Origin of the sequence: Microbacterium sp. SORGH_AS_0888 (assembly GCF_030818905.1) — a bacterium.
In the GTDB taxonomy this organism is placed as follows: Bacteria; Actinomycetota; Actinomycetes; order Actinomycetales; family Microbacteriaceae; genus Microbacterium.
In genome coordinates this window covers 2833052-2846400 of record NZ_JAUTAZ010000001.1, presented here as the reverse complement: position 1 = coordinate 2846400, position 13349 = coordinate 2833052, and the positions used below count along the sequence as shown (strand labels likewise).

The 13349-nt window shown below is 72.0% G+C and carries 10 protein-coding genes and 1 pseudogene; 7 read left to right on the top strand and 4 right to left on the bottom strand.

The features are described 5' to 3' along the window. Positions 1-36: 36 nt before the first annotated feature. The 3 genes from QE381_RS13790 to QE381_RS13780 are packed head-to-tail and all read left to right on the top strand — an operon-like array spanning position 37 to position 3069. Complete coding sequence (locus tag QE381_RS13790) at positions 37-1149, top strand: alpha/beta hydrolase (RefSeq protein ID WP_307219039.1); 1113 nt, start codon at positions 37-39, stop codon at positions 1147-1149. 30 nt (positions 1150-1179) lie between these two features. Continuing rightward, on the top strand, positions 1180-2142 hold the full coding sequence (locus tag QE381_RS13785) for a cation diffusion facilitator family transporter (RefSeq protein WP_307219037.1): 963 nt from the start codon (positions 1180-1182) through the stop codon (positions 2140-2142). 3 nt (positions 2143-2145) lie between these two features. Next, on the top strand, positions 2146-3069 hold the full coding sequence (locus QE381_RS13780) for an LLM class F420-dependent oxidoreductase (RefSeq protein WP_307219035.1): 924 nt from the start codon (positions 2146-2148) through the stop codon (positions 3067-3069). A 123-nt stretch (positions 3070-3192) separates the two neighbouring features. On the opposite strand, the gene QE381_RS13775 is transcribed toward QE381_RS13780, so the two are convergent. Next, positions 3193-3660: a nucleoside deaminase gene (locus tag QE381_RS13775; RefSeq protein ID WP_373426947.1), complete on the bottom strand. Its 468-nt coding sequence runs from the start codon at positions 3658-3660 to the stop codon at positions 3193-3195. 94 nt (positions 3661-3754) lie between these two features. Here QE381_RS13775 and upp point away from each other — a divergent pair, with 94 nt between their 5' ends. Beyond that, on the top strand, positions 3755-4387 hold the full coding sequence (gene upp, locus QE381_RS13770) for a uracil phosphoribosyltransferase (RefSeq protein WP_307219033.1): 633 nt from the start codon (positions 3755-3757) through the stop codon (positions 4385-4387). Between the two features lie 10 nt (positions 4388-4397). Here upp and QE381_RS13765 read toward each other — a convergent pair whose 3' ends face one another. Both QE381_RS13765 and QE381_RS13760 read right to left on the bottom strand, forming a co-directional pair. Continuing rightward, complete coding sequence (locus QE381_RS13765) at positions 4398-5399, bottom strand: magnesium and cobalt transport protein CorA (protein ID WP_307219032.1); 1002 nt, start codon at positions 5397-5399, stop codon at positions 4398-4400. A gap of 57 nt (positions 5400-5456) precedes the next feature. Next, positions 5457-9103: pseudogene (locus QE381_RS13760) on the bottom strand (TM0106 family RecB-like putative nuclease). Between the two features lie 295 nt (positions 9104-9398). On the opposite strand from QE381_RS13760, the gene QE381_RS13755 reads away from it, so the two are divergent. Beyond that, on the top strand, positions 9399-11456 hold the full coding sequence (locus QE381_RS13755; protein WP_307219031.1) for an NAD(+) synthase: 2058 nt from the start codon (positions 9399-9401) through the stop codon (positions 11454-11456). An 8-nt stretch (positions 11457-11464) separates the two neighbouring features. On the opposite strand, the gene QE381_RS13750 is transcribed toward QE381_RS13755, so the two are convergent. Next, positions 11465-12052 carry a hypothetical protein gene (locus QE381_RS13750; protein WP_307219029.1) on the bottom strand — a complete coding sequence of 196 codons (588 nt, stop codon included), beginning with the start codon at positions 12050-12052 and terminating at the stop codon, positions 11465-11467. A gap of 181 nt (positions 12053-12233) precedes the next feature. Here QE381_RS13750 and QE381_RS13745 point away from each other — a divergent pair, with 181 nt between their 5' ends. Both QE381_RS13745 and QE381_RS13740 read left to right on the top strand, forming a co-directional pair. Further along, a complete protein-coding gene (locus QE381_RS13745; RefSeq protein ID WP_307219027.1) occupies positions 12234-13184 on the top strand; it encodes an aldo/keto reductase in 951 nt (316 codons plus the stop codon). Positions 13185-13204: 20 nt separating this feature from the next. Beyond that, positions 13205-13348: a hypothetical protein gene (locus QE381_RS13740; protein ID WP_307219025.1), complete on the top strand. Its 144-nt coding sequence runs from the start codon at positions 13205-13207 to the stop codon at positions 13346-13348. Position 13349: the final 1 nt, after the last annotated feature.

Below are 13349 nucleotides of genomic sequence, written 5' to 3'. Positions count from 1 at the left end.
GACGGCCCGGTCTATCATCGGCCTCGGAGGTGCCCGATGACCGACCACCTGTCCGACGCGTTCCGCGTGCGCCAGCTCGACACGGCGCGGCTGGCGACGGCGCTGCACGAGCGCGACGGCGACGACCCGGAGACGCCACCGGAGCGGACCCTGGTGTTCCTGCACGACGTGCTCGCGTCCTCGGTGTCCTGGCACCCGCTGCTGCGCTCGCTGCCCTCCGACCTCCGCGTGCTCGCGATCGACCTGCGCGGCTTCGGCGACAGCGAGAACCTCCCCGTCGACGCGACCCGCGGAGTCCGCGACTTCGCCGACGATCTCGCGGCCGTGCTCGACGCGCTCGGCCTGCCGACCGCGCACCTGGTGGGATGGGGGCTGGGCGGGACCGTCGCGCTGCAGTACGCGCAGGAGCGTCCCGTGCTCTCGCTGACGCTCATCGCCCCCTTCTCGCCGTACGGCCTCGGCGGCACCCGGCGCGACGGCACGCGACTGACCGACGACGATGCCGGTTCCGGCGCCGTCACCGCCAACCCCGAGCTCGTCCGGCGGCTGATCGCACGAGACACCGGGGACGAGGCCGAGAGCTCGGCCCGCAGCATCCTGCGCCACGCCTTCTTCGCCCCCGGGTTCGTGCTCGGCGACGAGGACGCCTGGGTCGACGCGATGCTGCAGACCTCGACAGCGACCGGGAACTACCCCGGGGACACCGTCGCCAGCGCGCACTGGCCGGGCAGCGCCGCAGGCAGCACCGGGGTGCTCAACGCGCTCGCTCCGCAGCATCTGGACCTCTCCGACATCGTCCGGCTCGACCCGAAGCCGCCGGTGCTGTGGGTGCGCGGACTCGCCGACGCGATCGTGTCGGACACCTCGTTCGCCGACCCGCGCCATCTCGGCTCGCTCGGCGTCATCCCGGACTGGCCGGGCGAGGAGACCGCGCCCGCGCAGCCCATGGTGTCGCAGACCCGCGACGTGCTCGACGCCTACGCGGCCGCCGGCGGCGCGGTGCGCGAGCTGACCCTCGCGGGCGTCGGCCACACGCCGCACGTCGAGCGCACCGCGATCGTGCGGCAGGCGATCCTCGAGCACCTGGGGCTCGGCTTCCGCGAACCGTCGCCGGCGACCGAGGCGATCGTGCTCCGTTCGGAGAACTGAGGTGTCCGCCTCGTCCGTAGACTCGACCGCATGAGTGCATCCGGCGGCAGCAAAGCCATCCTCGCGGCGTTCCTGGCCAACCTCGGCATCGCGCTGGCGAAGTTCGTCGCCTGGTTCGTCTCGGGCTCGGCATCGATGCTCGCCGAGGGCATCCACTCCGTCGCCGACTCGGGCAACCAGCTTCTGCTCATGCTCGGCGGCCGCAAGTCTCGGCGGGCCGCCGACGTCGAGCATCCCTTCGGCTACGGGCGCGAGCGCTACGTCTACGCCTTCGTCGTCGCCATCATCCTCTTCTCGGTGGGAGGCCTGTTCTCGATCTACGAGGGCGTCGAGAAGCTCACTCACCCGCACGAGCTCGAGAACGCGTGGATCCCGATCCTCGTGCTCCTGATCGCGATCGGGCTCGAGTCGTTCTCGTTGCGCACGGCCGTGCGGGAGTCGAACCACGTGCGCCCGAAGAGCCAGTCGTGGATCACCTTCATCCGGCGCGCGAAGGCCCCGGAGCTCCCCGTGGTCCTGCTCGAGGATGTCGCCGCCCTCACGGGTCTCGTGTTCGCCCTGCTCGGTGTGGGCCTCACGGTCATCACCGGCAACTCCGTGTTCGACGCGATCGGCACGCTCATGATCGGCACCCTGCTCGTGCTCGTCGCGATCGTGCTGGGGGTCGAGACCAAGAGCCTGCTGGTCGGTGAAGGCGCGAACCCCGCCGACCACGATGCGATCGTCCACGCCGTCACCGACGGTCCCGAGGTCGAGCGACTCATCCACCTGAAGACCCTCTACCTCGGACCCGACGAGCTGCTGGTGGCAGGGAAGATCGCGATGCCCGCGGACGAGCGCCTCGGCGAGGTGGCCGCCGCGATCGACACCGTCGAAGCCCGCATCCGTGCCGCCGTGCCGATCGCGCGCGTCATCTACCTCGAGCCCGACCTCTACCGGTCGCCGCAGCCGCCGACACCGACCGAGTCCATCATCCTGAAATCGGAGGACTGACCCATGGAGTACTGCGTCTTCACCGAACCGCAGCAGGGCTTCTGGTACGGCGAGCAGCTCGACTTCGCCCAGACCGCGGAGCGGCTCGGCTTCGACGGCTTCTTCCGCTCCGACCACTACCTTCGCATGGGCCCGGGCGACCCGCAGCCCGGGCCGACGGACGCATGGACCACGCTGGCGGGCCTGGCTCGGGAGACGACCCGCATCCGGCTCGGGACGCTCGTCTCCTCCGTCACCTATCGTGTTCCCGGCATCCTCGCGATCCAGGTCGCACAGGTCGACGAGATGAGCGGCGGACGGATCGAGCTGGGGCTCGGCACCGGGTGGTTCGAGGACGAGCACCGGGCCTACGGCATCCCCTTCCCGCCGCGGCGGTTCGGGCTGCTCGAGGAGCAGCTCGAGATCGTGACCGGGCTGTGGGAGGCGGCGGGGCCGTACTCCTTCCACGGGAAGCACTACGACCTCACCGATGCCCCGGCGCTGCCCAAGCCCATGCAGCGGAAGGTCCCCGTGATCGTCGGCGGCGGCGGTCCCACGCGGACGCCCGCGATCGCGGCCCGCTTCGCGACGGAGTTCAACATCGGGTTCCAGCCGGAGGCCGTGATCGCCGAGAAGTTCGCGGGCGTCCGCGAGGCGTGCGAGCGGATCGGGCGCGACCCCGAGACGCTCAAGCTCTCGGTCGCGCTGCCGACGCTCGCCGGACGCACCGAAGCCGACCTCGCGCGGCGTGCGGCGGCCATCGGGCAGGACCTCGACGCCTTCCGCGGCGAGGTCAACATCACGGGCGGGATCGACGAGATCGTCGCGAAGGTCCGGCGCCTGCAGGACCTCGGCGCCGAGCGCGTGTACTTCCAGCTCATGGACATGCGCGACCTCGACCAGCTCGAGTACCTCGGCAGCGCCGTCCTCCCCCTCCTCCCCCGCTGACCCCCCCGCCCCCCTCGCCCCCCCTCGCCCCCCTCGCCCGGGTCCTTTGACCGCGAGACCAGTCCGCGGCGCCGAGACCGGCGAGAAACCCGCCGGTCTCGGCGCGCGAGACTGGTCTCGCGGTCAGCGGAGGGGGTGGAAGAACGCGCGGAGGAGCGAGGCGGCGGCCTCCTCGGCCACGCCGCCCACGACCTCGACCCGGTACGGCAGCCGGCGGTCTCGGACGACGTCGTAGGCCGAGCCGCACGCGCCCGCCTTCTCGTCCCAGGCGCCGAACACGACGCGGCCCACGCGTGCCTGCAGCAGCGCCCCGGCGCACATCAGACACGGCTCCAACGTCACGACGAGCGTGCAGTCCTGCAGGTTCCACGAGCCGAGGGATGCCGCAGCCGCCCGCAACGCGAGGACCTCGGCGTGGGCGGTGGGATCGGCATCCTGCTCCCGGCGGTTCGCCCCCTCCCCGACAACGCTCCCGGCGGCATCGAGCACGACGGCCCCGACGGGCACGTCGCCGGCCGCTGCGGCCTCCGATGCGAGGCGCAGCGCGTGCGTCATCGCGGCGCGATCGGCGTCGGACACGGGAAGGGGCATGCACCCAGGGTAGGCGCCGGCGCCGGTCGCGACGCGGGATCGGGGGCTGAGAACCGCGCCCACGGAGTGCGGGCTCGCCGCGTAGGCTGAGCGCATGCGCCTGCACGTCGCCGACCACCCGCTGATCACCCACAAGCTCTCGGTGCTGCGCGATGCGCGGACCCCCTCGCCGGTGTTCCGGCAGCTCGCGGAAGAGCTCGTGACCCTCCTCGCCTACGAGGCCACCCGCAACGTCCGGGTCGAGCCGGTCGAGGTCGAGACCCCGGTGACGACGACCATGGGCGTCAAGATCAGCGAGCCCCGCCCCCTCGTCGTGCCGATCCTGCGCGCCGGGCTCGGGATGCTGGAGGGCATGGTCAAGCTCCTCCCCACCGCCGAGGTGGGCTTCCTCGGCATGGTCCGCAACGAGGAGACGCTGGAGCCGGCGACCTACGCGGAGCGCCTCCCCGACGACCTCAGCGACCGGCAGTGCTTCGTCCTCGACCCCATGCTCGCGACCGGCGGGTCGCTGGGCGCGGCGATCGACTTCCTGTTCCGTCGCGGCGCCCAGGACGTCACCGCGATCTGCCTGCTGGGCGCCCCCGAAGGCGTCGCCGCGATCGAGCGGCAGGTCGACGGCCGCGATGTGACCCTCGTGCTGGGCGCGCTCGACGAGCGGCTCAACGAGAAGGGCTACATCGTGCCCGGTCTCGGCGATGCCGGCGACCGCCTCTACGGCACGGTGTGAGCGGCATCCCTCACAGCCACTTCCGCTTCTTGAAAGCGACGTAGAGGCCGCCCGCGAACCCGAGCATCGCCAGGATCGCGAGCGGGTAGCCGTACTCCCAGTGCAGTTCGGGCATGTTCTCGAAGTTCATGCCGTAGATGCCCGCGATGAGCCCCGGCGCGAAGATGATCGCCGCCCATGACGAGATCTTCTTCACCTGCTCGTTCTGGGCGAGGTTCACCTCGGTCTGGCGGCGCGCGACGAGCGCCGAGTGCACCGTCAGGGCCTTGTCGAGGAGATTCCGGAAGCCGTCGACCAGTGCGTCGATCTTCACGATGTGGTCCAGGACGTCGCGGAGGTTGCGCTGCAGCTCGAGGTCGACCTCGTACTTCTCGTAGCCGGCTTGCAGCCGCTCGATCATGGTGAGCAGCGGCCGCACGGCTCGCCCGAAGCTCAGCACCTCGCCGTAGAGCTCGTAGATGCGGCGGGAGAGCGCATCATCGTCGCTCTGGCCGAAAAGCTGGTCCTCGATCTCGTCGATGTCGTTCTCGATGCCCGACACGACCGGCTCGTACTCGTCGACGACGCGATCGAGGATCGCGTAGAGCACGGCCTCGGGCCCGAGGGCGAGGAGCTCCGGCGCCGCCTCCAGCCGCGACCGCACGGCCGCCAGATTGGGCGACTCGGCGTGGCGGATGCTGACGACGAAGGCGGGACCGACGAACACGTGCACCTCGCCGAACTCCACCTCCTCGCGTGCGTCGTCGTAGCGCGCCGGGCGCAGCACGACGAACAGCGTGTCGCCGTAGCGCTCGATCTTGGCCCTCTGGTGCCCCTGCGCGGCGTCCTCGACGGCGAGCGGATGCAGCCCGAACTCGTCCGCCACAGAGCGCAGCTCGTCCGGCTCGGGCCGGTAGAGACCGATCCACGCGAAGCCGCCGTGGGCTTCGAGCTGCTCGTAGGTGTCGTCGAGGTTCTTCGGCGTCGCCACGCGGCGACCGTCGACGTAGATGGCGTTGTCGATCAGGGGCATGGTCGGCGATGATACTCGCCGGAGGAGTCCGAACCCTGTCCGCGGGCGAGCCGCCCCTCAGGCGCCCACGAGGGTGGCGAACGCGGAGAGCCGTGCGACGCCCTCCGGTGTGCGTGGCAGGTCATCGAGCAGACCCGGCGAGTACACGAGGTACGCCGTGTGCCGGGCGCGCGAGATCGCGACGTTGAGCCGGTTCTGCAGCAGCAGGAACTCGAGCCCGCGCGGCGCGTCACGACCCGAGGATGCGGCGAGCGAGACGATCGCGACGACGGCCTCCTGGCCCTGGAACCTGTCGACGGTGCCGACCCTGACCCCGTGCACGCCGGCCGCGGCGAGCGCCTCCTCGACGCACACCTGCTGCGCGTTGTAGGGCGTGACGACGATGACGTCGGCGGCGACGAGCGGCCTGGTGCCGTTCTCGTCGGTCCACGCGTGTCCGAGCACCTCGCCGACGAGACGCACGACCTCCGCCGCCTCCTCGGGAGAGGACACCGCGTTGCCCTGGTGACGGACGGGCACCGGTCGCAGCCCGGGGGTCACGCCCTCGAGCGTGCGCTCCGCCGTGACGGGTGCGGCAGCCAGTTCGCCGGCGTAGGAGAGCACGGACACCGGCCGGGCGACCTCGGGACGCATCCGCCACGTGCGGTCGAGGAAGTAGCCGTAGGCGGGGTCGATGACGGGGCTCTCGCCCATGACCCAGCCGAGCGCCGAGGCGTCGACGGGCTCCGGATGCGTCCCCTGACTGACCTGCGGCAGCTGTTGCGGGTCGCCGAGGAGCATCAGCCGAGAGGCCGAGATCGCGACGGCGATCGTGGACGCGAGCGAGAACTGACCCGCCTCGTCGATCACGAGCAGATCGAGGCCGCCGCGCGCCACGCGCTGCGGATGGGCGAAATCCCAGGCCGTGCCGCCCACGACGACGCCGGCCGGCCGGTCGGCGAGGAACTCGGCGAGCCCGTTCTTGGGCACCGCCGTGAACGAGACCGGGGCCGCGGCATCCTTCGGCGCCTTCCCCACCAGCCCCGCGGGCACGCCCGCCGCGACGATGCGATCGAGCATGTTCTCGACGACGGCATGCGACTGCGCGACGACGCCGATCCGGAATCCGTGGTCCTGCACGAGCCGGGCGATCACGTGCGAGCCGACATGGGTCTTGCCGGTCCCGGGCGGACCCTGCACGGCGAGGTAGCTGCGATCGAGGGCGAGGATGCTGCCGACGATGTCGTCGACACGGTCGCCGCCGGTGCGGAGTCCGCCACGGGTGCGCGGCGGGCGGCGGCGGAGGATGTCGGTCGCGGCGTCCTCGGGGAATCCGGGGGCGGCATCGATCAGCGTGTCGGCCCATGCGTCGATCGCGGACTGCTGCTGTCCGGCGCCGGGCGGAGCCGACGGCGTCAGCGCGAACGGCAGCGCGTCCCAGGTCTCGCCGTCGACCGCGTTCTCCTGGACGAGCGCACCGTCCTCGAGCACCTCGACGACCGTGACCGAGTGGGCACCGTGGATCCATCGCGGCGAGGGCGCATACGGGAACGGGGCGGGCAGCTCGTACAGAGCGGGCAGCTGCGCGCCCTCGCTCAGGCGCGTGCCGGGGGCGAGGTCCCCGCGCAGCTCCAGAACGCGCCGAGCGACCCGTTGTCCCTGGTCGCGGTGCCACGGCTCCATGACCCGGGAGCGCGCCGGGTCGGCGACCACGACGTCTCGGCTCTCCGCCCACAACGACACCGGTTCGCGCAGCCGGAGGAAGTGCCCCGCCCAGTAGGTCTTCGCCTCACGCGGGTAGTAGTCGATCGCCGCGGCCGCGAGGCGCAGCGCCAGGCCGTCGGCGTCGTCGGGGACTCCCTCGCGCTCCGCCGCCCGCGCATCGGCGATGCGCTGCAGCGCGAGGGAGCGAGGCGAGGGCTCATAGACGTGCTCGCCGGCCTCGGGATCGAGCGAGGGCATGAGCCCCGTCTCCTGCGCCCGCTCGACGAGCCAGTCGCGCAGTCGGAGGGTGGACACGCAGTCGTCGCGGTTGTAGACCGCGAGGTCGTCGAGGATCGCCTGCGCGCCCGCGTCGTCGCCGGCGTCCCGCAGCTGCCGCGCCTCGACGTAGCGCACGATCGAGTCGTCACCGCGCTGCACCTCGCTCGTGCGCACGTCGCCGCCCATGTAGAGGGGCTCGAGCTTCTTGATCGAGTACGAGCGCGAGCCGACCCGCAGCGCCCGCCGCACGATCGGGTAGAGGTCGACGAACACGCCGTCGCGCAGCAACCGGTCGACCTCGGCCTCGCGGGTGCCGTGACGGGCCGCCATGGAAAGCAGATGAGAGGGCTCGTACGGCGCGTAATGGTAGATGTGGAGCCCCGGATGGGACTGTCGGCGCAGCGCCACCAGGTCGACGAAGCGTTCGAGGGCGCGGCCTTCTCCGCCGCGAAGTCGTGCGCCCACAGCGCGCCGTACTGCGAGGCGGCGTCGACCCAGCCGAACAGGTAGTCGAGGCCGAAGTCGGTGCGCTCGAGGCCACCGCGCCGCGAGGTCTCGGCGTAGAGGGGGTCGCCCTCGAAGTCGAAGAAGAGATCGCCCGGGTCGCGGCGCGGGAGGGCGGCGAGCGCCGCGGGCAGCGCGACCTCGTAGCGCGGCGAGCCCTCCGGGCTCGCGAGCTGCAGGCGGGCCTGGGCACGGAGACCGTCGAACGTCTCGGCACGCATGCCCTCGGGTGGTTCGGATGCCGCGGCCAGCGCGTCGATCGTCTCGATGCCCGCATCGCGCAGTCGCTGCCGTGCCGTCGGGCGCATGCCCGCCACGAGAAGCAGGTCGCGGTGGGACGTGACCTCCTGCTCGCACGTGGGGCACCGGCCGCAGGCGACGACCTGCAGCGCGCCGCGCGGATCCCCCCACGCGATCGGTGCACCCTCAGCCCCGCGGGCGAGGTCGCGGTCGGCGACGAGCTCGCGCAGGCGCGAGCGGCGCAGCCGGAACACGGGCAGCACGTCGTCGACCGCGTGCGTGCTCGTCGCGCCGTCGCCGAGCAGCAGCTCGACGCGATCGGCGCGGGGAACGCCCAGGAGATCGAGCTGATCCACGTATGCCGCCAGCTGCATGAGCGCGGTCACGCGGGCGTGACGGGCGAGCTTCGTGTCCTGCACGACCCACGGGCGGGCAGGCGGGGTGGCGGTGTGGGCGGGAGCGCCCTCGGCGCTCGGGTCGGCATCGATGTTCGCGTCGGCAGCGGCGCGGGTGGGAGCGGCGTCGGCGCTCGGGTCGGCGTCGGCACCAGTGGGAGCGGGGTCGGCGAGCACAGCGTCCGAGGTGCCGGCCGGGGCCGCGTCGGCGCGCACGAGGAAGTCGGCGAAGCCGACGAACTCGCCGGTGGAGAACGCCGCCTGATACACGACCTCGACCGACGGGTCGGCGAGCGCGCGGCTCGTCCGGGCGACGGCATCCGCCATGGCTCGATCATCCGTGGATCGCGTCTCGGGGATCTCGACCACGGCGTCGCCGAAGCGCGCGCGGTAGCGCTCGAGCGTGCGCCGTTCGTGCATCGTGCCGAGTCGCCCGGCGCGCTCGCGCGTCGCGTCGACGGGGTCGTCGACCGCGGCCACCCGCCCGAGCTTCGCGTCGATCGCGCGAAGCCACGCGAACTCGCACTCGGCCGCGGCCTTGACGTCGCTCGCGCTCCACACGATGCGCGCCGGAGCCGCCTCACTCGCTGGGATGTACCGCATCGCTCCCCTTTCCTCTCGACCCTAACCGCGGGCACCGACACCGCAGCGCCTGCCCCGAGGCCGCCCCGGCGCTCCTGCGGGGATCGTTCACGACACGCCGACGATCACCCCCACACCCGGCGCGTCGCCCACGATCCCCGCACGACGGACAGAATCCCCGCACGACCGACACGAAACCGCACGACCGACACGAACCCGCACGACCGACACGAACCCGCACGACCGACACGAAACCGCACGACCGGAACCCGACGGCGGCCACCCGCGCGAGCGGGCGAGATGACACACTGGACGGGTGAGCGCACTCCCCTTCGACAGCGCCTACCGACACGGCTTCGCCCGGGTCGCGGCGTGCACCGTGCCGCAGCGGCTGGCCGACCCCGCGGCCAACGCCGAGGCGCTGCTGGCAGAGGCCCGCCGCTGCGACGCCGAGGCGGTCGCGGTCGCGGTCTTCCCCGAGCTGTGCCTCTCGGGCTACGCGATCGAGGACCTGGTGCTGCAGGATCCCGTGCTGGATGCCGTCGTCACGGCCGTCGAGGGACTCGTCGCCGCCTCTGCGGACCTCATGCCGGTCCTCGTCGTCGGGGCGCCGCTGCGCCACCGCAACCGGGTCTACAACTGCGCCCTGATCATCCACCGGGGCTCGCTGCTCGGCGTCGCGCCGAAGTCGTATCTGCCCACCTACCGCGAGTTCTACGAACGACGTTGGTACGCGGCCGGAGACGAGGTGCGCGGAGAGCACATCACGGTCGGCTCGACGACCGTGATGTTCGGCACCGATCTGCTGTTCGAGGCGACCGACGTGCCGGGCCTCGTCGTGCACGCCGAGGTGTGCGAGGACATGTGGGTGCCGATCCCGCCGTCCTCCGAGGCGGCCCTGGCCGGCGCGACGGTGCTCCTGAACCTCAGCGGCAGCCCGATCACGATCGCCCGCGCCGACGACCGCCACACGCTCGCCGCGTCGCAGTCGCTGCGGTGCCTGGCCGCCTACGCCTACGCCGCGGCCGGCGCGGGCGAGTCGACCAACGACGTCTCGTGGGACGGCCAGACCATGATCTACGAGGCGGGCACGCTGCTCGCCGAGACCGAGCGATTCCCCGAGGGCCCGCGTCGCAGCATCGCGGATGTCGACCTCGACCGGCTGCGCCAGGACCGCCTGCGGCAGGGCACCTTCGACGACAACCGTCGCACGCAGGCCGCACGCACGGACGGCTTCCGCACCGTGCCGTTCCGCCTCGCCCCTCCTGCCCGCGACGTCGGTCTCGCCCGCACGCTCGATCGCTTCCCCTTCGTCCCGGACGACGCCGCACGGCTCGCGCAGGACTGCTACGAGGCGTTCAACATCCAGGTGTCGGGCCTCGAGCAGCGTCTCCGCGCGATCGGTCAGCCCCGGCCCGTGATCGGGGTCTCGGGCGGGCTCGACTCCACGCACGCGCTGCTCGTCGTCGCCCGCGCGATGGATCGCATGGGCCGCCCGCGCAGCGACATCCTCGCGTACACGCTGCCCGGCTTCGCCACGAGCGAGCACACGCGCAACAACGCGGTGGCCCTCGCCGAGGCGATCGGCGCCACGGTCGAGACGATCGACATCCGCCCCGCCGCGGGCGAGGTGCTCGCCGCGATCGGCCATCCCGCGGCCTCCGGCGCCCCCGAGTACGACGTCACGTACGAGAACGTGCAGGCGGGGATGCGCACCGACATCCTGTTCCGGCTCGCGAACCGCCACGGCGGCATCGTGATCGGCACCTCCGACCTGTCCGAGCTCGCGCTCGGCTGGGCCACGTACGGCGTCGGCGATCACATGAGCCACTACGCCGTGAACAGCGGGGTGCCCAAGACGCTCATGCAGCATCTGATCCGCTGGGTGATCGCCGCGGGCGAGGGCGTGGACGCCGCCACCGCCGCCGTGCTGCAGTCGGTGCTGGACACCGAGATCAGCCCCGAGCTGGTGCCCCCGGGCGAGGACGGCAAGTCGCAGTCCACGCAGGACACGATCGGCCCCTACGCCCTGCACGACTTCACCCTCTTCCACGTGCTGCGGTACGGGATGCGACCGTCCAAGATCGCGTTCCTCGCGTCGCACGCCTGGCGGGATCCGGATGCGGGCGCCTGGCCTCCGGGATTCCCGGAGGAGGAGCGCTTCGGCTACGACCAGGACACCGTCGTACGGTGGCTCCGGGTGTTCCTGCGCCGCTACTTCGCGTTCGCGCAGTTCAAGCGCAGCGCGCTGCCGAACGGCCCGAAGGTCTCGCCGGCGGGCTCGCTCTCGCCCCGCGGCGACTGGCGGGCGCCGAGCGACGGCAACGCCGAGGTGTGGATCGCCGAGCTCGACGCCGCCGTCGGCACCCGCTGAGCGCCGGCTCAGTCCTCGTGCGGCTCGGTCGGCAACGCGGCGTAGGCGAGCGTGATCGTGAACGCGTTCCGTGACAGGTCGACGATGCGGTAGCGCACGGGACGATCCGGCACCCATCCCGTCGTGCCGTCCAGCCGAACGGTCTCCGGGCGCACGCGCATGCCCCGTCCGTCGGCCGCGAGCACGGCCTGCACACGGGTCCAGTGCTGCTGGAAGTCGAGCTCGCTCGACCCTTCCCACAGGTGCGAGTGAGCATGCATGGCGGCCTTGGTCGCCTCGTCGGGAAGCACGTCACGGATGTCGATGCCCACCGGCATCGCGAGATCTGCCACCACGACGACCGTGGCGGCTCGGTGGCTCGCCGTGTTGATCGCGAAGGGCGCGACCTCGTCGTTCACCGAGGCGACGAGGTGGGTGTGGTGTCCGAAGACCGTGGGGGCCTCGCGTTCGACGTGCACATCGTCCGGGTCGACGCCGAGCCGGGCGCCCACGAGCTCACGCGCGAGCACCCGCTTGCGGTCGTGCTCGGGAAGCGACGGGTCCCACCCCAGGCGCGCGTCGATTCCGGCCGGTGTGTCGAGGACGACGGACTCCATGCTGGCTCCTTCCCGCCGATGCACCACGGGTGCGGTGCGACGCCGGCGATGCCGCCACACTATTGCGGGCTCGCTATGTCTTCCACGAGAACCCGGCGGCACGGGTCGGGCCGGCGGGGGAATGCGGCAGAGTGGGATGCGGTTGCCCCGCGTGGCGACACCTCGATCAGAAGGAACTGACATGACCCGCATCGGACGCAGCGACCTGGACGTCTTCCCCCTCTCCCTCGGCGGCAACGTCTTCGGCTGGACGGCCGACCGCGACACCTCGTTCGCCGTGTTGGACGCGTTCCATGCGGCGGGCGGCGACTTCGTCGACACGGCCGACTCGTACAGCGCCTGGAAGCCAGGGAACAGCGGCGGGGAGAGCGAGACGCTGATCGGTGAGTGGCTGGCGTCCCGGAAGCCTCGGAACGTGGTCGTGGCCACCAAGGTGTCGCGGCATCCGGAGTTCCGCGGGCTGTCGGCGAAGAACGTGCGCGCGGCGGCCGAGGCGTCGCTGAAGCGCCTCGGGGTCGACACGATCGATCTGTACTACGCCCACTACGACGACCCGGACACGCCCCTCGAGGAGGCCGTCGCCGCGTTCGCGGACCTCGAGAACGACGGACTGGTGCGCTACACCGCGCTGTCGAACTTCAGCGCCGACCGCATCCGTTCCTGGATCTCGCTCGCGCAGGCCGGCGGCGGGGCGCTCCCGGTCGCGCTGCAGCCGCACTACAACCTCGTGCACCGCAACGACGTCGAGGAGACGATCATCCCGCTCGCGGAGGAGTTCGACCTCTCGCTCGTGCCCTACTACTCGCTCGCGAGCGGATTCCTCACCGGCAAGTACCGGTCCACGGATGCGGCGGGCCAGAGCTCGCCGCGCGCCGAGGGCGCCGCGAAGTACGCGACGCCGCAGGGACTCGCGATCGTCGACGCTCTCGAGCGCATCGGGGACGCCCACGGCGCCTCGATCGCGTCGACCGCGCTGGCGTGGCTGCGCGCGCAGCCCACGGTCGCGGCCCCGATCGCGAGCGCGTCGCGCCCCGAGCAGGTGCCGGATCTGATCGCGGGCGGAACGCTCGAGCTCACGGTCGACGAGATCGCCGAGCTCGACCGCGTCTCCGCATGGACGCCCGGGGCCTGAGCGGCGGCTACCCTCGGAGGGTGACTCAGAACGACGAGGGGCCGACGTCGGCCGAACGCAAGAAGCCGTCCTTCGCCCGCATCGCGATCTGGGTGGGAGCGGGCGCGGTCGGCGTGTACATGGTCGTCGCCGGGGTCATCGGCATCCTGAGCGGAGGGAACTGAC